18 protein-coding genes, 1 pseudogene and 1 riboswitch are annotated in these 22,746 nt (G+C 70.2%); of the genes and pseudogenes, 10 read left to right on the plus strand and 9 right to left on the minus strand.

Annotation, left to right across the window (positions count from 1 at the left end; translation table 11 throughout):
- The first annotated feature begins 49 nt into the window (after positions 1-49).
- Genes QWI33_RS13365 through QWI33_RS13375 form a run of 3 tightly spaced genes read left to right on the plus strand, consistent with a single transcriptional unit; the run spans position 50 to position 3,792 of the window.
- A complete protein-coding gene (locus QWI33_RS13365; protein ID WP_289957637.1) occupies positions 50-1,291 on the plus strand; it encodes a sugar ABC transporter substrate-binding protein in 1,242 nt (413 codons plus the stop codon).
- 39 nt (positions 1,292-1,330) lie between these two features.
- Positions 1,331-2,878 (plus strand): ABC transporter permease subunit, encoded by a 1,548-nt coding sequence (locus QWI33_RS13370; RefSeq protein WP_289957638.1) that lies wholly within the window; start codon positions 1,331-1,333, stop codon positions 2,876-2,878.
- The gene (locus QWI33_RS13375; RefSeq protein WP_289957639.1) at positions 2,875-3,792 is read left to right on the plus strand and encodes a sugar ABC transporter permease; all 918 of its coding nucleotides are present in this window, start codon (positions 2,875-2,877) and stop codon (positions 3,790-3,792) included. The genes QWI33_RS13370 and QWI33_RS13375 overlap by 4 nt, the downstream gene beginning before the upstream one ends.
- Positions 3,793-4,068: 276 nt before the next feature.
- Here QWI33_RS13375 and QWI33_RS13380 read toward each other — a convergent pair whose 3' ends face one another.
- Positions 4,069-7,512: an AfsR/SARP family transcriptional regulator gene (locus QWI33_RS13380; protein WP_289957640.1), complete on the minus strand. Its 3,444-nt coding sequence runs from the start codon at positions 7,510-7,512 to the stop codon at positions 4,069-4,071.
- Positions 7,513-7,642: 130 nt separating this feature from the next.
- On the opposite strand from QWI33_RS13380, the gene QWI33_RS13385 reads away from it, so the two are divergent.
- The 5 genes from QWI33_RS13385 (at position 7,643) to QWI33_RS13405 (ending at position 12,485) form a co-directional block, all read left to right on the plus strand.
- Positions 7,643-8,404, plus strand: coding sequence for an SDR family oxidoreductase (locus QWI33_RS13385; RefSeq protein ID WP_289957641.1), 762 nt, complete (start codon positions 7,643-7,645; stop codon positions 8,402-8,404).
- 93 nt (positions 8,405-8,497) lie between these two features.
- Positions 8,498-10,069: an MFS transporter gene (locus QWI33_RS13390; protein WP_289957642.1), complete on the plus strand. Its 1,572-nt coding sequence runs from the start codon at positions 8,498-8,500 to the stop codon at positions 10,067-10,069.
- Positions 10,070-10,253: 184 nt separating this feature from the next.
- Positions 10,254-10,700, plus strand: coding sequence for a lactococcin 972 family bacteriocin (locus QWI33_RS13395; RefSeq protein WP_289957643.1), 447 nt, complete (start codon positions 10,254-10,256; stop codon positions 10,698-10,700).
- Between the two features lie 190 nt (positions 10,701-10,890).
- Positions 10,891-12,222, plus strand: a complete 1,332-nt coding sequence (locus QWI33_RS13400) for a hypothetical protein (protein WP_289957644.1) — start codon at positions 10,891-10,893, stop codon at positions 12,220-12,222.
- Positions 12,219-12,485 (plus strand): hypothetical protein, encoded by a 267-nt coding sequence (locus QWI33_RS13405; RefSeq protein WP_289957645.1) that lies wholly within the window; start codon positions 12,219-12,221, stop codon positions 12,483-12,485. Before QWI33_RS13400 ends, QWI33_RS13405 begins: the two co-directional genes overlap by 4 nt.
- Positions 12,486-12,728: 243 nt before the next feature.
- Here QWI33_RS13405 and QWI33_RS13410 read toward each other — a convergent pair whose 3' ends face one another.
- On the minus strand, positions 12,729-13,322 hold the full coding sequence (locus QWI33_RS13410) for a GNAT family N-acetyltransferase (protein ID WP_289957646.1): 594 nt from the start codon (positions 13,320-13,322) through the stop codon (positions 12,729-12,731).
- 97 nt (positions 13,323-13,419) lie between these two features.
- On the opposite strand from QWI33_RS13410, the gene QWI33_RS13415 reads away from it, so the two are divergent.
- Complete coding sequence (locus QWI33_RS13415; protein ID WP_289957647.1) at positions 13,420-14,295, plus strand: polysaccharide lyase family 20 protein; 876 nt, start codon at positions 13,420-13,422, stop codon at positions 14,293-14,295.
- A 117-nt stretch (positions 14,296-14,412) separates the two neighbouring features.
- Here the strand turns inward: QWI33_RS13415 and QWI33_RS13420 are convergent, their stop codons facing one another.
- The 3 genes and pseudogenes from QWI33_RS13420 to QWI33_RS13430 form a co-directional block, all read right to left on the minus strand.
- Entirely contained in the window at positions 14,413-14,613 is a 201-nt protein-coding gene (locus tag QWI33_RS13420) for a hypothetical protein (RefSeq protein ID WP_289957648.1), read from the minus strand.
- Between the two features lie 134 nt (positions 14,614-14,747).
- Positions 14,748-14,963 (minus strand): annotated as a pseudogene (locus tag QWI33_RS13425) (heavy-metal-associated domain-containing protein); the annotation flags it as partial.
- A 53-nt stretch (positions 14,964-15,016) separates the two neighbouring features.
- Entirely contained in the window at positions 15,017-15,376 is a 360-nt protein-coding gene (locus tag QWI33_RS13430) for a metal-sensitive transcriptional regulator (RefSeq protein WP_270115476.1), read from the minus strand.
- Between the two features lie 204 nt (positions 15,377-15,580).
- Positions 15,581-15,752: riboswitch (cyclic di-AMP (ydaO/yuaA leader) on the plus strand.
- An 8-nt stretch (positions 15,753-15,760) separates the two neighbouring features.
- On the opposite strand from QWI33_RS13430, the gene QWI33_RS13435 reads away from it, so the two are divergent.
- Positions 15,761-16,705, plus strand: a complete 945-nt coding sequence (locus tag QWI33_RS13435) for a C40 family peptidase (protein ID WP_289957650.1) — start codon at positions 15,761-15,763, stop codon at positions 16,703-16,705.
- Between the two features lie 201 nt (positions 16,706-16,906).
- Here the strand turns inward: QWI33_RS13435 and QWI33_RS13440 are convergent, their stop codons facing one another.
- The 4 genes from QWI33_RS13440 to QWI33_RS13455 all read right to left on the minus strand — a co-directional run bounded on the left by QWI33_RS13440 (position 16,907) and on the right by QWI33_RS13455 (position 22,679).
- Positions 16,907-18,538: a beta-N-acetylhexosaminidase gene (locus QWI33_RS13440; protein WP_289957651.1), complete on the minus strand. Its 1,632-nt coding sequence runs from the start codon at positions 18,536-18,538 to the stop codon at positions 16,907-16,909.
- A gap of 219 nt (positions 18,539-18,757) precedes the next feature.
- On the minus strand, positions 18,758-20,116 hold the full coding sequence (locus QWI33_RS13445) for a coiled-coil domain-containing protein (RefSeq protein WP_289957652.1): 1,359 nt from the start codon (positions 20,114-20,116) through the stop codon (positions 18,758-18,760).
- Between the two features lie 176 nt (positions 20,117-20,292).
- Positions 20,293-21,312, minus strand: a complete 1,020-nt coding sequence (locus QWI33_RS13450) for a hemolysin family protein (protein WP_289957653.1) — start codon at positions 21,310-21,312, stop codon at positions 20,293-20,295.
- The gene (locus QWI33_RS13455) at positions 21,309-22,679 is read right to left on the minus strand and encodes a hemolysin family protein (RefSeq protein ID WP_289957654.1); all 1,371 of its coding nucleotides are present in this window, start codon (positions 22,677-22,679) and stop codon (positions 21,309-21,311) included. Before QWI33_RS13455 ends, QWI33_RS13450 begins: the two co-directional genes overlap by 4 nt.
- Between the last annotated feature and the right edge of the window lie 67 nt (positions 22,680-22,746).

Consider the following 22,746-nt stretch of genomic DNA (forward strand, 5'->3'; position numbering starts at 1 on the left):
CCCGGTCACGGCCCCCGCCCCGGGGCCCCTCAATGAGGAGAGAACAGCCATGCGTAGAAGGACCCTGGGTATCACCGCCGTCTCTGCCGCCGCCCTCGGCGCGGCCGCCGCCTGCGGCGACGACAGCGGATCCGGCAGCGAGGACGCGACCGCCCCCGCGTTCTCCGGCGAACTGGTCATCTGGGCCGACGAGACCCGCACCCCCGTGCTCAAGGAGTTCGTCGCGGACTTCGAAGCCCAGGTCGGCGTCAAGGTCACCGTCGAAGAGCACGTCGAGACCCTCCGCGAAGACTTCCTCGCCGCCGCCGAGCAGGGCCAGGGCCCCGACGTCCTCGTGGGCGCCCACGACTGGTCCGGCCAGCTCGCCGCCGACGGCGTCATCGCCCCCGTCACCCTCAGCGACGCCCAGAAGGCCTCCCTCAACGAGACCGCCGTCAAGGCCTTCACCGTCGACGGCAACGTCTACGGCGTGGCCTACGCGATGGAGAACATCGGCCTCATCCGCAACACCGACCTGGTCCCCGACGCCCCCGCCACCTTCGAGGAGCTCGTCGAGGCCGGCAAGGCCGCGGGCACCCAGGAGGTCCTCACCGTCGAGACCGGCGTCGACGGCAACGCCTACAACGCCTACCCGCTGTTCTCCTCCTTCGGCGGCTACCTGTTCAAGGACGACGGCACCGGCACCCTCGACCCGACCGACGTCGGCGTCGACTCCGAAGGCGGCATCGCCGCGTTCGAGAAGTTCGCCGAACTCGGCAAGGACGGCGTCCTCAAGACCACCATCGACGCCACCAACACCATCCCCTTCTTCGTCGAAGGCAAGACCGCGATCATGATCTCCGGCCCCTGGGCGCTCACCGACGTCCAGACCGCCGGCCTCAACTACGAGGTCACCGCCATCCCCGGCTTCGAAGGCCAGGGCCCCTGCTCGCCGTTCCTCGGCGTCCAGGGCTTCTACGTCTCCGCGACCGCCGCGAACGCCGTCTTCGCCCAGGAGTTCGTCACCAACTACGTCCTCACCGAGGACCTGCAGCTCAAGCTCGCCGAAGCCGGAGGCCGCCTCCCGGCGCTCACCGCCGCCGCCGAGACCTACGCCGCCGACAACGCCGACGTCCAGGGCTTCGCCCTCGCCGGCGAGAACGGCGTCCCGATGCCGAACATCCCCGCCATGAACGCCGTCTGGGAGCCCTTCGGCCGCGCGCAGGCCGACGCGATCGACCAGGCCGCCACCGGTGAAGAGGCCGCCAAGACCGCCGCCCAGGCGATCCGCGACGCCGTCGCCTCCTCCTAGCACCGACCGGTAAGCCTCGACGAGCGAAGGAACGCACACGTGCTCGACCAACGTTCCCGGACGGCCGGTTCTGCCACCGCCGCGGGTCTGATCATCAAGATCGCAGTGCTCGCGGTGGTCGCGGCGCTGGCCGTCTGGGCGGCGTTGCCGCTCCTGCGAGCCGAGGCCTGGTGGGGCCTGGCCCTGGAGGCGGCCGTCGTCGCCGTCGTCTTCTACGTCTACCTCCAGCGCCGGGCGATCCAGCTCAAATACCTGATCCCCGGCACGATGCTGCTGCTGGCCTTCCAGATCCTGCCGGTGGTCATGACCGTCGGCACCTCCTTCACCAACTACGGCGACGGGCACCGGGTCGACAAGGAGCAGGCCACCGAGGCGATCATCGCCGCCGGCGTCCAGCAGACCCCCGGCGGCACCACCTACCTCGTGGCGATCGGCGAGTCCACCTCCGGTGAACTCACCCTCCTCCTCACCGACCAGGAGGACGGCTCCACCTGGGCCGGAACGGAAGCGGGCCTCACCGAACTCGACGGCGCCACCCAGGACGACACCGGCCGCGTCACCGCCGCACCCGGCTACACCGTCTGGGACCTCGCCGAACTGGGCGAACGCCAGGCCGAACTGACGGACCTCGCCGTCCCCACCGGACCCGAGACCGGCATCAAACTCCAAGGGCTCTCCGCGTTCGAAGGCCAGTCCACCCGCTCCTACAGCGAAGCCTGCGACTGCATCACCGACTCGGCCACCGGCACCGTCTGGACCGCCGACAACGAGACCGGCACCTTCCAGACCGAGGACGGCCAGGCCGCCCTCGTCGGCTGGCGCGTCAACATCGGCGCCGACAACTACCTCGCGGTCCTCACCGACCCCGACATCCGCGGCCCCTTCCTCGGCGTCTTCACCTGGAACGTCATGTTCGCGGCCGGATCGGTCCTCTTCACCTTCGCGATCGGCCTCGGCACCGCCATGGCCCTCAACAAGGAGTCCATGCGCGGCACCAAGCTCTACCGGACCTTCATGATCCTGCCGTACGCCATGCCGTCCTTCGCCATGCTCCTGGTCTGGGCGCAGATGTTCAACCGCGACTTCGGACTCGTCAACGACCTGTTCAACCTCGACGTGAACTGGTACGGCGGCACCTGGTCGGCCCGCGCCATGGTCCTCATCGCCAACACCTGGCTCGGCTGGCCCTACATGTTCCTCATCTGCCTCGGCGCCCTCCAGGCCCTCCCGGCCGACTCGCTCGAAGCGGCCAAGATCGACGGCGCGACCGGCATGACCGCGTTCCGCAAGATCACCCTGCCGCTCCTGCTCATCGCCCTCACCCCGCTGCTCATCTCCTCGTTCGCGTTCAACTTCAACAACTTCAACGCGATCGAACTGCTCAGCGGCGGCAACCCGTTCATGGCCGGCGACGCGGTCGGCGGCACCGACATCCTCATCACCTACGCGTTCCGCCAGGCCTTCGGCTCCTCCAGCGCCGACTACGGCTTCGCCAGCGCCATCAGCGTGTTCATCTTCCTCATCGTCGCCACCATCTCGGCGTTCATGTTCCGCTTCACCCGCAACCAGGAGGACGTGTACTCATGACGCGGCCACTCGAACCCGCCGCCCCGGGGCGGCCCGCGGCACGCAAGCGCAAGCCGCCCTTCGTGAAGTGGGCGATGGACACCGGCTGGCGGCACGTGGTCGCGATCGCGGTCCTGGTCTTCGGGCTCGTCCCGATCATCTACGTGGTCTCGGCGGCGTTCAACCCCAACGGCACCATGTCCTCCACCAACCTGCTGCCGCGCGAGTTCAGCCTGAACAACTTCCAGAAGCTGTTCACCGACGACAACGTGCCGTTCGGGGCCTGGTTCATGAACTCGCTGATGATCGCCATCCCGGCGGCGTTCATCTCGATCTTCATCTCCTCGCTGGCGGCGTACGCGTTCAGCCGGTTCAGGTTCAAGGGCCGGCGCCCGATGCTCCTGTTCCTCCTGCTGATCCAGATGTTCCCGGCGTTCCTGGCCGTCGTGGCGCTGTACCTGATCTTCGGCAACCTCGGCGAGTACTACCCGGTCGTCGGGTTGAACACCCGGCTCGGCCTGATGCTCGTGTACATGGGCGGGGCGCTCGGCGTCTCGACGTGGCTCATGAAGGGCTTCTTCGACACGATCCCGAAGGAGCTCGACGAGGCGGCCACGATCGACGGCGCGACGCACGCGCAGATCTTCTTCGGCATGATCCTGCCGCTCGCGGCCCCGATCATCGCGATCTCGGGGATCCTCGCGTTCGTGGGCACGATGAACGACTTCGTGCTGGCGAGCCTGTTCCTGACCGACCGGCCGGAGATGACGCTCGCGGTCGGGTTGAAGACGCTGACGGCGGACAACTCGCCGGCGAGCTACTTCGGGATCTTCGCGGCGGGCACGCTGCTGACCTCGGTGCTCACCGTGGCGGTGTTCATGAGCCTGCAGCGCTACATCGTCTCCGGCCTCACGGGCGGAGCCGTGAAGGGCTAGGGGTTACGAGAGACCACTGCTCGACACACTGGTGTCCGCCGTCAAGGCGGGCAACGAAAGGGCCCGGACCAAGGAGAGCCTCCCTCTCCGCGGTCCGGGCCTCTTGCCCGTTCAGTGGACGGCAGGACACGGGGATGCGGGCGGAGGTCGGGTCCTCGTCCGGACCGGCACGGCTGCCGGTGCGGCCAAGCCATACGGAACGGCCGGGTGCTCGTCCGGCCGAGCCGTCCTCGCCGCGGGGACGCGGGCACCGCGCGAGTGCCGGGTCTCTGCGCGCTAACGCGGTTCGGTGAGGTCCGCGGCGAACAAGTCCGGTTCCTCCACTGTGGAAACTCGGGCGAACTCCTCGTCGCCCAGGGCGGTGCGCAGGCGCTGCTCGATGCGGTCGACGTCGCCGCGTTCGGCCGCGGGCAGGGGCGCGCCGAGGGCGGCCCGGGCCGCGGTGGCCTGGCCGAGGAGGCGCGCGGCGTGCTCGTGGCGGCCGGCGAGGGCGTGCGCTCCGGCAAGGCCTTCGAGAGCGAGGGCGACGGCGCGCGGATTGCCCGTGCGCTGCCCGGACTCGAGGCTTTCGGTGTGGCGCTTCACGGCCGCGTCCGCGTCGCCGCGTAGCTCGGCGGTGAACCCGAGTTCGGCGGCGATGAAGGTGAGCCCGAGTTCGGTGTCGAGACGGGAGTTCCAGTCGTACCAGCGGCGCAGGAGGGCTTCGGCAAGGTCGAGGTCCCCGCGGCGGCGGGCGCTCAAAGCGAGTCCGACCTCGGCGAACTCCTGGGCGGGCACGTCGGCGTGCTCGATCGCGCGGCGCTGGGCGCGGCCGTGGTGCTCGTCGGCGCGGTCGAAGTCGCCTTCGAGGAGGGCGATGCGGCCGAGTTCGCTGAGTGCGGCGGTCGCCATGGCCTGCAAGTCGAACGCCTCGGCGGCATCGAGGCCGCGCCGGTGGTGCGCGGCGGCCGCGGGGTAGTCGCCGCGGGCCTCGGCGAGGCGGCCGAGGAGCGCTTCGGCCTGGGCCTGGCCCCAGTGGTCGCCGACCTCGCGGAACCGGTCGAGCGACTGTTCGGCACGGTCGCGGGCGGCGGTGAGGTCGCCGCGGTTGAACCGCAGGTACGCGCCGGTGAAGTCGGCGGCGGCGCGGCCCCAGTCGTCGGTGTCGTCAAGGGCCGCATCGACGGCGGCGGCGAAATGCTCGGCCGTCGCCGGATCGCCGTAGGTGGTGAAGGTGAGGGCGAGGAACCAGCGGCTGCGCACGCGCCGCGAGGGGTCCGCGATCGCCTCGAGATGCGTTTCGAGTTCGGCGCGAACGGACTCGGTGAGGACCGCGGTGTCGCCGGAGAGGAGCCGCAGCGCGGTCCCGGTGACGGCCGCTTCCGCGCAGAGCACGGTCGGCTCTGACTCGGCGACGCGCCGGAGGGCGCCCGCGATGCGCCGCTTGGGCTCGGTGAGCCGCCCGCGCAAGTACCAGTGCCAGCTCAACGCGTTGACCAGGCGGAGTTCGAGCTCGGGCCCAGGCGCGGCGGCGAGTGCTTCAGCGGCGGTGCGGTTCGGGTCGCCCCCGCTCGCAGTCGCCTGGCCGCCGAGTGGACTCGCGACAACGGGGATGCGGTTCGGCATGAGCCCGCCCAAGACGACCCCGTCGGCAGTCACACCACCGGCAGCAGTACTGGCGAAGGGATCCGCCGCAGCCTCGCTCGCCGCCGCTTGACCTGCCGAGACACGCGGTGCATTGGCACCGTTCGCAGCAGGGGCACCGCCGCTGCCGACATCGCCTCGGGCTACAGGACCGCTCGCCGCGAAGTCGAGCGCCGCGCGCAGGTTCGCGTCCTCGGCGTCCAAGACGCACCGCCACCGCAACTGGTCGGGCCCGCGCAGCGCGGCATCGGCCTCCTCGGCCAGCGCGACGTAATAGGCGGCGTGCGCGGCCTTCGCCGCAACATCATCACCGAGTTCCCGGCGGCGCTCGGCGCAGTAGACGCTCACCGACTCGAGCAGCCGGTAGCGCGGCCCCTGGTCCCCGTACACGACCGTGACGAGCGACCGGTCGACCAGTCGGGCGAGCAGGTCCAGGACCGCGCGCGGCTCCACGCCCGGCGCCGCGCACGTGGCCTCGGCCGCCGGTAGCGTGCAGCCGTCGGCATGGACGGCCAAGCAGCGCAATACGATCCGCTCTGAGGCGGTGAGCAGGTCCCACGACCAGTCGAGCATCGCGCGGAGCGTCTGCTGCCGCGCCGGGGCCTCGCGGCGGCCGCCGGTGAGCAGGCCGAAGCGGTCGTCAAGACGCTGCGCCAGTTCACGCAGGCCGAGCACGCGGATGCGGTTGGCCGCGAGTTCGAGCGCGAGCGGGATGCCGTCGAGGTGGCGGCAGATCTCCGCGATCACCGCGGCGTCCTCCGCAGTGAGCGTCAGGCCGGGGGCGGCGTTCTCGGCGCGGGCCCTGAACAGGGCCGCCGCGCCCGCGTCGTCGAGCGGCGGGACGGCGATCAACCGCTCGCCCGGAACGCCGAGGGGCTCTTGGCTGGTGGCGAGCACCGTGAGGCCGGGTACGCCACGAAGCAGTGCGTCCACCACCGCGGCGGCGGCTGCGGCGACGTGCTCGCAGTTGTCGATGACGAGTCGAATGCGCTTGGGCCGCATGGCCTCCGCCAGCCAAGCGACCTCGTCGCCGACCGGTGCGGCCTGCTCGTCGCGCAGGCGCAGCACCCGCGCCACCGCATCCGCGATCTGAGCGGGCGTGGCAGTCTCGGCCTGTCCGGCGAGCTCGACGAGCCAGGTGCCGTCAGGGTGGTCGGCGCTCGGCTCCCCCACGGCAGCGAGCGCGAGGCTGGTCTTGCCCACGCCGCCGGTGCCGGTGAGGGTCGTGAGCCGATGGGCGCGCATCGAATCCCGCACGTCGCCAAGGCATTCGTCGCGCCCGATCAGGTCGACGAGGGCGCGCGGCACGTTGCCCCGGCGCTCCTCGTCCACGGTGTCCGGGCTGTCGGTGAAGCGGGTCGCGGGCGTCTGCCGCAGGATCTCGCCGTACAGCTCGACCAGCTCGGGGGCCGGGTCGAGGCCGAGTTCGTCGCCGAGGTGGCGGCGCAGCGCATGGTAGGAGTCGAGCGCTTCGCTCTGGCGCCCAGCGAGATACAGCGCTCGCATGTGGACTGACCGGAGCCGTTCGCGCCGCGGGTGCTCGGCGACGAGCTCGCCGAGTTCGGCGGCCAGCGCGGCGTGCTCCCCCAGGTCCAGGCGCGTCTGCGCGAGGTCTTCGAGGGCGGTCAGGCGCTGTTCGGCGAGGCGGACGGCGGCGGGCTGGAAGAACAGGTCGTCGGCGAACTCCGCAAAGGGGTCGCCGCGCCACAGGTCGAGAGCGGCGGCGAGGTGCGCACGGCGGGCGCGGGCGTCGGTGGCGCGGCGGGCCTCGGCGGTGAGCGCGGTGAACCGGGACGCGTCGACCGCGTCGGGCCCGGCCTCCAGGGCGTACCCACCGGCGCGGAAGACGACGAGGCCGGTGCCGCCGGCGGCGGCGAGTGCCTTGCGCAGGCGCGAGACGCGGGTCTGGATCGCCCCGCTCGGGTCGGCCGGGGGCTCGCCGGACCACAGGAGGTCGACGAGCCGGTCCACGGAGACCGTGCGCCCGGGGTCGGTCAGCAGGGCTGCGAGGAGGGCCCTGACCTTGGCTTCGGGGACGGTGACGGGGTCGCCGCCCGCGGCCTCCACGAGCAGCGGGCCGAGCACTCCGAATCGCATGCGGCAAGCGTATCCGGGCGGCCGCAAGCGGGCCTCCAGCAGAGCTCCAGCGGACCGCAAGCGGGCGGGCCCATGGTTGTCCTCAGGCAAGCGGGAGAGCGAAACTCCCGATCCACAGAGGAGGAGCACCATGAGCGATCTGGCAGGTAGGAAGGCAGTCGTCACCGGCGGCACCCACGGTATGGGGCTGGCGATCGTGGAGTCGCTGCTGGACGGCGGCGCCGAGGTGATCACCACCGGACGCAACGAGCAGAAGCTCGAAGCGGCCCGCACGCGCCTCGCCGGACGGGCGGTCCACGTGGTCCGCTCCGACGCGGCCAGCCTGGCCGACATCGCCGCGCTCGGCGAGCTCGCCGCCGAGCGGCTCGGGACGCTCGACGCGGTGTTCCTCAACCACGGCATCGCCGAGATCGAGACCCTCGACCAGATCACCGAAGCGTCCTTCGACCGCCACTTCGACATCAACACCAAGGGCGCGCTGTTCACCGTCAAGGCGCTCGCCCCGCTGGTCCGCGACGAGGGCGCGTTCGTCCTCACCACCGTCGCCAACGACCACGTCTACCCGGGCATCGCGAACTACTCCGGCTCCAAGGAAGCGCTGCAGGCGATCGCGAAGGTCCTCGCCGCCGAGTTCCTGCCCCGCCGCATCCGCGTCAACGCCGTCGCGCCCGGCTACATCAAGACGCCGACCATGGGCGTCGCCGGGCTCACCGACGCCGAACGCGCCGCGTTCGAGCAGGAGGGCAACGAGACCACGCCGTTCAAACGCCACGGCACGGTCGAAGAAGTCGCCAAGGCGGCCCTGTTCCTCGCCTTCGACGCCACCTACACCACCGCGGCCGAACTGCCCGTAGACGGCGGCTTCGCCCAAGGCATCGCCGTCCCGAACTAGCCGCCCCCAAGCCCGGGGTCCTCGCCGTGATCGTCATAACTCCCCGCGAGGGCCCCGCTGAAACCGACCACCATTTATCGAAAGGCAACTCCCATGACGACCACGACCGCCCCGCGCGCGGGGACACGCGAATGGCTGGGCCTGTCAGTGCTCCTGCTGCCCACGACCCTCTTGTTCCTGGCGATGACCGTCCTGTTCCTCGCCACCCCGTACATCGCCGCCGACCTGCGCCCCAGCGGCGCACAGGTGTTGTGGATCAACGACATCTACGGGTTCATCATGGCCGGCTTCCTGGTCACCTTCGGCACCCTCGGCGACCGCCTGGGACGCCGCAAGCTCCTGCTGGCCGGTGCCGCCCTCTTCGGCGCGGCCTCCGCACTCTCGGCTTATGCACCCAATCCGGAGCTGCTCATCGCGGGCCGGGCCTTGATGGGCCTCGGCGCGGCGGCGATCATGCCCGCCACGCTCTCCTTGATCACCAACATGTTCGCCGACGCACGCCAGAAGGGCGTCGCGATCGGACTGTGGGCCTCGGCGATCTCCGCCGGCGTCGCCCTCGGCCCGCTCGTCGGCGGCCTGCTCCTGGAGACCCTGTGGTGGGGCGCGGCGCTGCTCATCGGCGTCCCGGTCATGGCCCTGGTCCTGGTGACCGTGCCGTTCCTGGTGCCCGAGTACCGCGACCCGAACGCCGGACGCGTCGACCTGCTCAGCGTCGTCTTCTCCCTGGCCACCCTGCTGCCGTTCATCTACGGCGTCAAGCACCTCGCCGAGACCGGCATCGACGCCACCTCGGTCGTGACCCTGCTCGCCGGCATCGGCTTCGGCATCGCGTTCGCCCGGCGCCAGCTGCGCCTGGAGGAGCCGCTGCTCGACGTGCGCCTGTTCAGCAACCGCACCTTCTCCGGCGCGCTCGGCATGTTCCTGCTCTCCGCGGTCGCCCTCGGCGGCGTGTACCTGCTGTTCACGCAGTACCTGCAGCTGGTCGCCGACCAGTCGCCGCTCGAAGCGGGCCTGTGGATCCTGCCCGCCGCGATCGCCCTGGTGGCGGTCTCGACGCTCACGCCGATCATCGCCCGCAAGGTGCGCCCGGCGTACGTCATCAGCGCCGGACTCGTCCTCTCCGCCGTCGGTTACGTCCTGATCGCCCTGGTGGACAGCACGGGCGGCCTGCCGCTGCTCATCGCCGGGTTCTACGTCCTCTACCCGGGCATCGCCCCGGCCATGGCACTGGCGCCGGGCCTGGTCATCGGCTCGGCCCCGCCCGAGAAGGCCGGCGCGGCCTCGGCCGTGAACTCCACCGCGAGCGACCTCGGAACCGCCCTGGGCGTCGCCGTCCTCGGCAGCATCGGCTCGGTCGTCTACGGGCTCAAGGCTGACGGCGCGGTCGACGGCCTCACCGCCGACCAGGCCGAACAGGCCGCCGAGACCCTCCCGGGGGCCCTCAAGGTCGCCGCCGAACTGCCCGCCGACACCGCCGGACCGCTCGTCGAGACCGCGAAGAGCGCCTTCACCAGCGGCCTCAACACCGTCGGCCTCGTCGCCGCCGGACTCGCGGTCGTCGCCATCATCCTCACGCTGAAGACCCTGAGGCACGTGGCTCCGACCGACGCGGCCCCGGCCGAGGAGACCGAGAAGGAGGAGGTGGCACTGGTCGAAGCCAAATAGACACAGGGGAAACTGCCGAAAAGGGCCGACGCGATGCGTCGGCCCTTTTCGGCTCTTTGCGAAAGTGTCGGAATTCGGACCGTCAAGCCGGAATTTCACCGAACGTGAATGTCGCATCACCACAAGTGATAGCTTCGATTCGCTTGCGCCACAGGGGCGAACGACATCAAAAGGAGAACGCGCAATGCAGCGCACGACACGCAGCGTCCTAGTGGTCCTCGCGGCCGCGACCATGCTCCTCACCGGAACCGCCACGACCGCCCACGCCGCGGCGCCCCGGTTCGTTCAAGAGAGCGTGGTCTGCAAGGACGTCGACGGCGGCACCTGGTGCCAAGGCACCGCATCGGGGTCGAACTGGTGGTCGACCAAGTGCATTTCGAACTACTACCACCCGACCAACCGCCACAGCTCGACCGCGATCATGGGCGGCGGCTCCATGCGAGGCGTCGCCGAAGCAGGCCAATGGTCGTACGCCGAAACCGAAGCCGGGACGGCCCACACCTGCTACACCAAGTACAACCCGGACTTCCAGGCGGCGTTAACGGAGGTCGCGGGAAGACCTGCCGACTACAAAGGGGACGCGGCCCGTGGGCCGCGTCCCCTTCAAGCTTGTTCAGCCCCTAGCAGGTAGGGCTCACCGGCCATCTAGACGCTTTTGCACGGGGGTGTGTCGCTGACTGGAATCAGTCGCATGTGTGTGTCAATGTGAAAGAACCGCCCAGTGGGCGGATTTCGACACAACTGAATCAGATGGGCGAGCCGCTCACGTCCGCTAAAACTTGCGCGGCTCGCCCTCCCTAAACCAAGGAAGGAAGCCCTCCATGGTCTCTGTCAGCGTACGCCGAAACCGGCGCGAGCCGGTAGGCCGAAACGCGCAATCGGACGACCCCCGACACAACCGCGCCTACCCGCACCCGGCCAACCCGGGCCTGTTCGAGCACGTCGACGGCTGGTACGACTGGGCCGGGCGTCGCCTGTTCCTGGCCGACGGCTCACCCGATCCGATGACCCCCGGCGCCTACCGGTACCAGACCCGGCCCGACCTCACCGACCTCGACGCCCCCGACTCCGACCCCTGGAGCCCCCGCTACGAGCCCCCGCACCTGCGCCACCGGCCCGGCGACACCTGGATCATCGACCGCGACCGGCCGCACGACCCCGACGACCCGGGCGTGTTCGGCTCGCCGGGTTGGCGGCCCGACCGGCGCACCGGCCGCCACCGCCGCAACGAACTCCCCGACCCCGTCCCGCCATGGGAGGCAGCACAAGGCACCGAGGAAGCCGCCGAAGCCGACCAGGCCGAGACGGAGCCCGAACGGCGACCGAAGCACGGATCTGGAAACTCGAGCGAGGTGCCGCAGTACCCGGCCTCCTCAGGCCGGTCCACTCCGCGCCGCCGGCCTCGGTTCTGGCAGGAGGAACACGAGGATCGGGCGGGAGGCGAAGCGGCGCAGGAGGAGCCGTGGCGGTTCGAGAAGTTGCGTGAAGACGCGTGGGACCGGTTCGTCATCAAGTCCTCCGAGCTCGCCGCTGCTCACTGGGTCGACCGGCAGGCGTTGGACTCCCAGCACCGGCGACCGGTCGCGGCCGTCCTGCGGATGATCCGGTGGATCATCGCGCCTTTCAAGACCCGTAACGAACGTATGGCCATCGCGCCGGCCCCGAGCGCGCAGCGGTCGCAGTCGCAGTCGCAGTCGCAGTCGCAGTCGCAGTCGCCGGTGAGGTTGCCTCGACAGGCTGGACCGCAAGCGGATTGGGCACCGGAGCCCGTCCCGATCGTGCTGCCGCAGGCGCGGCCGATGCCAGGAGCGCAAATGGCGCAGGCGGCCCGGAGCGTGCAAGCCGCGAGAATCCGGCTGTCCGCAACCGCCCGCGACACGCGGGAACCCCAACCCGGGCCGACCGAGTCGGCGGTGCACCAGGCGGAGACTCATCGCGAAGCTAAAGCGCCCCAACCGGATCGCGGCACCACACAGCCGACCGGAACGTCCAGCGGCAGCGCGGCGCAGTCGGACCGGGAGGCTCAAGGTGCTGAGCACTGGCGCGATCGGCCCCGCCAGGAACGATCCCGACCTTCGCCCCTGCCCTACATCACCCGGTGGGAGCAGATGTTCGACGCGCACCGCGCGTTCGGAGAGGTGGCCGTGCCGTGAACCGGTTGCAGTTCATCGCCACCGCCTGGGTCGACGGTCGCCTGCTCCGCTTCGAACCGGTCCTGAAGCAGCCGCGCCTGCGCGTGATCATCACCGGACCCGAACCCGAGCCACTCGGATCGGTCATCCGACTCGACACCACCGAAGCGGGCCTCCGAGTCTCGGCACCACTCCACGTCGAATGGGCCACCGACCACCACGAACCGATCATCGCCCACGCACAACGCGTCTGGGCCACCATCACCCACGAATGCAACGGCTGACCGCTCCGCAACCCACAAACACCCACGTACACAGTTCACGCTGAAAGTCGCTCGGGCCGCGATCCGGTTGGATCGCGGCCCGGGTGCTGCGGACCGCAGACTGGGCCCAGCACCGGGCTGACCTAGTACTCCATTGGGAGATCGGGTCGTGAACTGCTGCAGGGATGCCGGTGCTAGACGCGGTGGCCGCCGCGGTCCTTGCGGGCGCGAGACGCGTGGAAGGATTCGGCCTTACCGGTTCGTCTATTCGTAGGCGAGATATCGGCCGGGTTTGTTCGGCTTCTCGACCGTGAAACGAAGTTGGAGATCGGTGCGGTCGATCATGTCGACCTGCTGCGTGAACAGTTCGCTGGTGACGAAGAGATGGCCCTGAAGGCTCCAGTCCTTCGCCAGCCATGCCCGAAGCGCGTCGAGCAAGGCGCGATCGGTCGCCGTTTCGAGTCGCGACCTGCGAACCCAGTAGGAGACCGTGGCTTCGTAGGCTTCCCACCGAGTATCGCCGACTGGAGTGATACGCGCGCCCGCGTACGCGGGTGCGTTCGTCGACCTGAGGTAGACACAGCCAAGACACTCTGTTTCGGCCGGGTTCATCACCGTGTACGAGAAACCGTCACCGTTGGCGTGCCATCGCTCCATCTTCTCCAAGTCCTCGCGATTGGCCTCGACGGTGAAGTCCTCTTCAGGCCACCCCGTCTGTTCCCATCCGCGCAGGTACTCCCTGCTCTCCATCACCGCGGCGTAGTCCAGCTCGGCATCGGCGGCCCTGATCGGCCGGAGGATGAAATCCTCTGTCGCAAGGCCATCGGGGGCGCCGTCGTCCATCGTGGTGAAAGGCATGGTGTCCGTCCTTCTGGTCGGCGGACGTCCAGGGTAAGGGCTGGTGCGTCGGCTGTCAGCCACGTTTCATGCGGCATGGGGTCGCTAGGATCGCGGCATGACCCTCTCACCCCGTTCGCGGCGTTTTGCGCTGCTGGGCGCGGCCGGTTTCGCGGCCGTCGCACTCGCCGTATCCCCTTCGCTGGTCGCAGTGGCCGACGAGAACACTCCCGTGCTGCGCGTCGAGTACGAGTCCGGAACGGTCGACTCAGGCGTTGCCGGCCTCGGCGTGAACGAGTGCTGCGGGTACTCGATCGATACGACCACACTGTCGCGCAACGGCATCGGCGCGGTCAAGCACGAAGTGCGCTATGGCGACTCGGCAGCGGACGGGCCGCGCGCCGAGAGCCACACCGAGACGATCGAGGCGACGCACTTCGACTCCGGCGACTCGGTGTACTACGGGTTCAGCGTCTACATCCCCAGCACATGGGTGTTCGACGAGACCAGTGAGGACATCGTCTTCCAGTGGCACAACTACAAGGACTCGTGCGACTTCAAGGACAGGGGACCGAGCGCGTTCCTGTCCGTGCACACCAACGGCCAGTGGCGACTGCGGTACAACTCGGACTCGGCGGCGTGCTCGACGGAGACCTCAGTGGTGAAGCAGGCCCAGGACCTTGGAGCGGTGAAGCCCGGCCAGTGGAACGACTTCGTGTTCAAGTTCGACTGGAGCGAGGGCGCGGACGGCCGGATCCAGGTCTGGCACCAGACGTCGAAGGCCCTGGGCTGGGTGAAGGTCGCCGATAGGCAGGGGGCGAACACCTACAACGATGTGCCCACGACGATCGGGTACCTGAAGTGGGGCATCTACAAGCCGGCGTGGCGGACGGCCCCGTCCAATGTGTCCACGCGCGCGGTGTTCCACGACAACATCGCGGTCGGCAGCACGTTCACGGCGGTGAACCCGGAGGGCGGGCCCAGAGGTTCTTGACGCCCCGGTGAACTCGGAGAGCGACCCAAGCGGGTCGAAGGGCGGTCGGAGGGCGTTGTGAGGGCGGCAGTGAACCCGGCAAGCGGGCGTTTGAAGCGGCTGCGGTCCTGGTAGCCGCTACCAGTGCGGGGGGCGCTCGGCCAGGAGGTCGAGGTCCCGGGCCGAGAACTCGGCCTTGCGGGGGCGGCGGACGGGGGCTTCGCCCCAGCCGCGGTCGGTGTCGTCGGAGGTCTGGTCCGGGAGCACCGAGAAGTCCTCGTCGAGCTCGACGGCGCGGAGGTCGTCGGAGACGGGGCGTTCGTCGTCGGAGACTGCCATGCCCTCGACTTTAACGCAGCGAGTCGCCCCGGCGGCAATGACGAGGCCCTGAACACCCGGTGAACGGGTGTTCAGGGCCATAGCACTCTGCTGTATTCGGCTCTTTCAGGAGCCGGCGGCGATCTTGCGAACCGTTAGTTCGCGACGCCGACGAGCTCGTAGCCGGCCTCGTCCACGGCCTCGCGGACCGCGTCCTCGGTGAGGGCGGCCTCGCTCTTGACGGTGACCTTGCCGGTCTCCAGGACGACGTCGACGGACTCGACGCCGGGGAGGGCGGAGAGTTCCTGGGTGACGCTGCCGACGCAGTGGCCGCAGGTCATGCCCTTGACTTCGTACACGGTTTCCATGGCTACTCCTAAGGCGAGCTTGCGAGCCTGCCGGCGGCTCTGTGGGTGGCGGGTGTTCAGGTTCTGAGCAGTCGGGCCACCGCGTCCGAGGCCTCTTTGACCTTGGCTTGGGCGGCGGTCGGGTCACCCGAGGTCTGCGCCTCCGCGACGCAGTGGGCCAGGTGGCCTTCGAGAAGGTTGAGCGCGACGGCCTGGAGCCCCTTGGTGGACGCCGAGATCTGGGTCAGGATGTCGATGCAGTACTCATCGCCTTCGACCATCCGCTCGATGCCCCGGATCTGGCCCTCGATGCGCTTGAGGCGGCGCGTGAGCGCGGCCTTGTCGCCGTGGTACCAGTAGTGTCCGTCGTGGCCGTGCGCTTCCGGTGCCGGGGGCGTGTCGCCGGCGACTCCGGTGCGGTCGGTCTGCTCGCTCATGTCACACCTTTCGTGTGCTCGGTCCTCCAGTCGCCAGTGTATACCCCTCTGGGGTATCTCGGCAACTGCTCGTTAGCCAGGTGAAGCGGCCCGTAGTATTCCGTGCCATTGTGTGAAAAATTCTCCCCCCGCCCTTGTCAAGGGCCACAAGGGCCTCTAACGTGAACCCGTCGCGTCGGAAACTCGGGGGCACCCCGCACCCGCCGCGCGGCACCGCCGAGTCGGAGGAGCCCCCAGCTCCACTGAACCGGGGAACCAGCAGTCGGCGTTCATCGCAGAGCCGACGGGGTGAATCGCGTCGAACGGACGCGTAGGGCGACCCTTCCTTCCGCCCGAACCCGACAGCTAACCCGGTAGGCGGCCAAAGGAAGGAGCGCCTCCCTGGTGCGTACCCGGCGAATCACTGCCGCCCTAGCTGCCGCAGCCCTGCTCCCGCTGACCGCCGCCCTGTTCACCTCGTCCTCTGCGAACGCGCAGTCGAGCGAGGAGATCCAGGCCGAGATCGACGAGCGGCACAGCGAGCTCGAGAAGGTCATCGAGGACTACAACGCCAAGCGCGAAGAACTCGAGGACGCCAACAAGCTCATCGAGGAGATCGAAGCGCAGCTGCCCGAGCTCGAGGCCGCGTCCGTCGCGGCGAACGAGGCCCTGGCCGACTACGCCGCCTCGGCCTACGCCGGCGGCGACTTCGCCATGGTCAACTCCGTGCTCGGCGGCGACCCGGGGGACTTCGCCGACCGCCTCATGTACCTCGAGAGCCTCACGGCCGCCGAGAACGCCGCGCTCGCGTCCAACCTGGCGCAGGTCGAGGAACTCGAGACCCGCAAGACGGAGCTCGAGACGCTCAAGGCGAGCGCCGACGACATCCTCGGCGAGATCGAGGAGCAGCAGAAGGCGATCGAGGACGAGATCGACGCCCTCGAAGACGAGTACGACGACGCCTACGCCGAGGAGAACCCCGAGGAATCGCGGGACTGGGGCGACTACTCCGGCTCCTCCGGCGTCGTGCAGTTCGCGTACGACCAGCTCGGCGACCAGTACGTGTACGGCGCCGACGGCCCCGACGAGTGGGACTGCTCGGGCCTGACCCAGGGCGCGTGGGGCTCGGTGGGCACCTCGCTCTCGCACAACACCGAGATGCAGTGGAACGAGACGGCGCGGATCTCCCGCGACGAACTGCAGGAAGGCGACCTGGTCTTCTACAACGGCCTGAGCCACGTCGCCATCTACATCGGCGACGGCCAGATCATCCACGCCCCGAACTCGACCACCGTGGTGAAGATCGCGGACATCGACATCATGGGCATCGACGGCTACGGCCGTCCCTGACGCGAGTACCGCCCGGGCCGGTGGGGGCCCGGGACGCATACTCCCCGGCGGCGGCACCGGCGATCCCGATTGCTGACCCTGCTGCTGACCCGCAATACGCCGGCGCCGCCGCCGGGGACTGAGACGCATGGCAGAGAAAACCCGTGCGGGCCTTCGCGAAGGCCCGCACGGGTTTCGTTTCACTCCAAGGAGGTTCGCGCCCTACTCGGCCTCAGGCTCGACGAAGTCCCAGTCGAAGCGGCGGTAGCGGCCGGTGCCGCCCTGCTGCCACGGCTTCGCGCCCTCCAGCGGGCGGTAGCCGATGCCCATGGCGTGCAGGCGCTCCAGGTGCACCGGGAGCCGGTCGAGGACCGGTTCCGCTTCGCGCACATCGGGATTGGTCCACGCGACCTCGGCGAAGACGGACAGGCGGGGGAACGCGGCGTACTCGACGTCGCGCGGGTTCGGCAGGTACTCCGACCACAGCTGGCACTGCACGCCGAGGATGCGGGTCTCGTCGATCCCGGCTGGCGCCGGGTCCCACGAGGCGACCTTCTCGATCGGGGTGAGGCCGTGGATGCGCAGCGGCTCGTTCGGGTCGTCGCTCTCGTAGTGGTCGAAGTAGACGTGCGACTGCGGGCTGACCAGGACCTCGTGCCCGGCCTCCAGGGCCTTCGCGACGTAGTCCTGGGTGCGCCAGACCTGGACGGCGGCTTCGGCGGGCGCGCCGCCGTCGAGGATCTCGTCCCAGCCGATGACCCGCTTGCCCATCTTCGCGAGGTGGTCGCAGAACGCGCGGGTGAACCAGGCCTGGACGCCGCGCACGTCCTCCATGCCCTCGCGCTCCATGAGCTCGCGGGCGACCGGGGAGGACTCCCACTGGGTCATCGGGACCTCGTCGCCGCCGATGTGGATGAAGGGGCCGTCGAAGACCTCGGCGATCGCCGTGTACGCCTCGAGCGCGAAGTCGAGGGCGGCCTGCGTCGGCTCCAGGACCTCTTCGAACACGCCGAACGTCGGGCAGACCGGTTTGTTCTGCCCCGCACCGAGTTCGGGGTAGGCGGCGAGCACCGCGCGGGCGTGCCCGGGCAGGTTCACCTCGGGGACGATCATGATGTGGCGCTCGCGCGCGTACGAGGCGATCTCGCGCAGGTCCGAGACGGAGAAGAAGCCGCCGTGCGGGGTGGGCTCGTAGCCGGCGGCCTCGTCGCGGGCGTGGCCGACCTTCGTCTCGGCGCGCCAGGAGCCGGTCTCGGTGAGCTTGGGTCGCGTGGGCACCTCGAAGCGCCAGCCCTGGTCGTCGGTGAGGTGCAGGTGGACGACGTTGAGCCGGTGGAGCCAGGCCCGGTCGATCATCTTGAGCACGAAGTCCTTGGGCTGGAAGTGCCGCACGACGTCGAGCATGACCCCGCGCCAGCGCAGGCGCGGCTCGTCGGCGATGCGCACCAGCGGCACGACCGGGTCGGCGGCGGGGGCTTCGCGGAGGGCGTCGGCGGGGAGGAGCTGGCGGAGGGTACTGATGCCGCGGGCGATGCCGGCGGGGTGGGCGGCGGTGAGTTCGACGCCGTCGGGGGTGATGTCGAGGCGGTAGGCCTCGGCGGCGGTCGTGAAGTCCTCGGGGCGGTCGCCGGCGAGGGCGAGGCGCAGGACGCGGCCGTCGACGGGGTCGCTCGCGGTGCTCTGGACGACGGGGAGGCGCAGGCCGGTGCCGCGGCCCAGGAGGTCCGACAGGAGCCAGGCCAAGGGTTGCAGCTCGGGCGCTGCGGCGATGGCGCTGAGGAGGCTCAGGTCGAGGTCGCCGTCTGCGGCGGTGAGCTGCTGCGGCTGCGGGATCAGCGAGATGCGGCGCTGCATGTGCGGGGGCTCCTGTGGTGGTCGTGGTGCTGTCCGGCTCGCGTGGCTTCGCGGGCCGCGGGGGGGTGCGCGGGGGCGGTGTTCACGTCCCCACCGAATTAGTTCAGTTTATTTATAATATAGGGCCGCGCCGCGGTCGGCCAGTGCGGAGAGCGTTTTCGCTCCCTTCCCGGCCGACCGCGGCGCGCGGCCTCGCCTATGCGGTGCTGACGCTCCGGCCTAGCGGATCACCGGCAGCTGCTGCGTGCGGTCCATGTCCGAACCGTCCCGCTGCTTGTTGATCGGCAGCGGCGCCGACTCGGACTCGAAGACCCCCAGCGACGACGGGGACTCGTACCCGGTGCCCGCCGAAGGCAGGTCGAAGCCCGACGAGCTCAGCGACGACGATGAAGACGAGGACGAGGACGAGGACGACGCGAGCGTCGGCTCCTCCTCCCCCGAGACCAGGCCGAGCTGGCGGCGCAGGTCCGTCAGGTTCGAGCCCGCGCTGTCACGCTGGCGCGACAACGCCTCGACCTCCTCGGCGAGCGGCTGCACGCGCTCGGCGGCGCGCTCCTCCGCGGTGCGGCGCAGGCGCTCCGCCTCCTTCGCCGCATCGGCCTTCACGATCTTCGCCTGCTCGACCGCGCGGTGCAGCGCGTCCTTCGCCTGCTGCTCGGCCTCCTCGCGGCGCTCCACCGAGCGGTTCTCCGCACTGCGGGCCCGCTCCTCGGCGAGCGCCAGCCGGTCCTCCGCCTCCGACACGATCCGCTGCGCGGTCGCGATGGCGTGCTGGTGCCGGTCGGCCTCCTCCTTCTGGGCGCGCTCGCGCCGGTCGGCCTCGGCGAGGATGAGCTCCTGCGTCTTCTTCTTGCGGTGCTCGGCCGCCTCGGCGAGCAGGCGCTGGGCGGCGCTGCGCTGCTCGTCCGACTCGCGGGAGGCATGCGCCTTGAGCTCGGTGACCTCGCGCTCGGCCGTGGCCCGCTGGACCGCGATCTCACGCTCGGCCTGCGACCGCAGCTTCTCGGCCTCGGACCGCGACTGGCCCTGGGCGGTCTGCGCTTCACGATGCGCGTCGGCAAGGGCCAGATCGTGGTTGCGGCGCGCGTTCTCGCGCAGCTCGGTCGTCTCGTTCACCGCGCGGGCGCGGATCTCGGTGACGTCCTGGTCGGTGGTCGCGGTGATCTCGGCGGCCTCGGAGTGGGCCGTGCGCATCATCGTCTCGGCCTCGGCCCGCGCCTCGTTCAGCATCGACGCGGCCTGGCGCTTCGCGTCGGCCTTCTGGACGCCCGCGTCCTGCTCGGCCGCGCGCAGGATCTTCTCGACGCGCGCGCCGAGCCCCGCCAGGGTGGGCGCCTCGGCCTCGGCTATCTGCGTCGCACGGTCGGTGACGCGGCGCTCCAGAGCGGAAATGCGCTCCTCGGCGCGGCGCAGCTGCTGTTCCGCGGCCTCCAATGCCCGCGACGCCTCGTCGCGGTGCTGCTCGTGGGCTTTGATGTTCTGGTACAGCCGGGAAGTGAACTCTTCGACCTGATTGCGGTCGTAGCCGCGCATGGCGACAGCGAATTCGGGCCCGGATTCCTCGAAGAATTTCGACATGGTCTTCCAGAGTCACAGGAAACGGTTGATGAGTCATCATCACGCCTGAAGGGCCCGAAACCGGAGATGAACACGCCCTCGCCGCGTGTCGCGCCGAAAACGTCTAGAGCGGCAAATACGAAAGGGCCTCAACCGGAACGGGGATTCCGGCGAGGCCCTCTACAGTGTTCGAACCGTTAGCGGGCCCGGTCGGTCTCGTCCTCGAAGTCGCCCATGATCTCCTCGAGGAGGTCCTCCATGGCGACCAGGCCGGTGACCTCGCGGTCCGGGCCCGTGACGAGCGCCAGTTGCGCGCGCTGGCGGCGCATGAGCGTCACCGCCGCGGCCACCGTGGTCTCGGCGTCCACCAGGAGCGGCGCGGCGGCCATGTCCGCGACCGCGGCCCCCGGCTCGGCCTGCACGGCCTCGCGCACGTGGACGAGGCCCACCGGGCGCTCGTCCGCGTCCACCACGACCAGGCGCGAGCGGCCCGTGGCGCGGCTGCGCTCCTCCGCCTGCACCGCAGTCGAACCGGCCGCGATCGTCACGACCTCCCGCCACGGGATCGACAGCTCGCCCACCGGGCGGCGCTGCACTTCGATGGCGTGCGTGAGCATCTGGTGCTCCGGTTCGCCGAGCATCCCCGCCTCCGCCGAAGACCGCAGCAGGTACCGCAGCTCCTCGGGCGAGTGCGCCTGGGCCTTCTCGTCGGCCGGTTCGACCTTGAGCGCCCTCAGGATCGCGTTCGCACCGTGGTTGAGCCCCAAGAGGATCGGCTTCGTCGCCCACACGTACCCGGTGAACGGCCAGATCAGCGCCATCGCCGAAGCCTCGGGATGGGTGATCGCCCACGACTTGGGCATCATCTCGCCCACGACCATGTGCAGGAACACCACGATGAGCAGCGCGATCGTGAACGCGATCGGATGCGCCGCCCCTTCGAGGCCGAGGGCCTCCAGCGGCACCTCGATCGCGTGCGCCAGCGCCGGCTCGGCGAGCGCGCCGAGGCCCACGGTGCACGCGGTGATGCCCAGCTGGGCGCCCGCGAGCATGAGCGAGAGGTTCCTGGTGCCGCGCAGGGCGGCCCGGGCGGCCCGGGAGCCGTCCTGCTCGAGCCGGTGCTGCCGGGAGGCCACGAGCGCGAACTCCGCGGCGACGAAGAAGGCGTTGGCGGCCAGCAGGAGTGCGGAGATGAGAAGGGCGGGACCGGTGCTCACGCGTCCACCTCCACCGGTCGGGGCCGCAGCTCGACCGCTTGCGGCACATGGCGGGAGCAGGAGACGACGACCATCCGCACCCGGCGGGGCGCGTTCTCGTCGGCCCCCGGGTCGTCGCCGACCCGGGGCACGGTGTCCACGTCGACCGTGTCGCCCGGGTGGGCGATGCGGCCGAGCTGGGCCATGACGAGCCCGGCGATCGTCTCGTAGTGCTCGCCTTCGGGGAGCTGGAGGCCCGTGGCGTCGGCGACCTCGTCGATGCGCCAGCGCCCGGGGATGAGCCAGGCGCCGCCCGCGAGCGAGACCGGGACGGCCTCGAAGCGGTCCTGCTCGTCGCGGATCTCGCCCACCAGCTCCTCGGCGAGGTCTTCGAGGGTGACGATCCCCGCGAAGCCGCCGAACTCGTCCACGACGCACGCGAGCTGGCGGTGCTGGCTGCGCATGCGCTCCAGCAGGGTCGGCAGCGGCAGCGAGGCGGGCACGAGCAGGGCCGGGTCGGCGATCTCGCCGACGCGGACCGCGCCGCGGTGCTCGCGCGGGACGCCGATGATCTGGTTGAGGCCGATCACGCCGCGCAGGTCGTCCACGTCGTCGCCCACCACCGGGAAGCGCGAGTGGCCTCCGGCGAGCGCCTCGACGGCTTCGGCCACAGTGGCCTCGGCCGCGAGGGTCTGGACGTTGACGCGGGGGGTCATGGCCTGGTCGGCGACGGTGGCGGAGAAGTCGAGGCCGCGGTCGAGGAGTTCGGAGAGGCCCCGGTCGAGGGCGCCTTCGTCGCGGGAGACGTCGATGATGCGGTGCAGGTCTTCGGGGGTGGCGTTGTGCTCCAGCTCCTCCACGGGCTGGATGCCGAAGAGCCCCAGCAGTTTCGTGGAGGCGGCGTCGAAGAAGCGGATGATGGGCCCGCAGATCGTGAGGTAGGCGTGGGTGGGCGCCGCGAGGGCGAGCGCGAGCGCTTCGGTGCGGGCGATCGCGAGGTTCTTGGGGCCGAGCTCGCCGAGGATCATCTGGACGACGTTCGCGAACAGGAACGCGAAGGTGACGCCGATGGTGACCGAGACGCCCGCCGGGACGCCGGCGACCCCGAGGAGGTCGGCCAGGCCCTGGCCCAGGTACGGCTCGGCGAAGAAGCCCACGAACAGCGCGGTGACGGTGATGCCCAGCTGCGCGCCCGACAGGGCGAACGACAGGGACGAGCAGATCTTGAGCGCCCGGCGGGCCCGGGCGGCGCGGCGGGCGTCGCCGTCGTTCGCGATGTCTTCGAGGCGGGACCGGTCGACGGCCGTGTACGCGAATTCGAGCGCCACGAAGAAGCCCGTGGCCGCGGTGACGGCCAGGATGATGACCAGTCCGATGACTATGAGCATCGATCACACCTCAGGTGCGGTGCCGCAGCCCGGAGCGGATCGCCCGCGCCGGGCCGGGGACTTCGAT

The organism is Glycomyces tritici, from assembly GCF_030403505.1.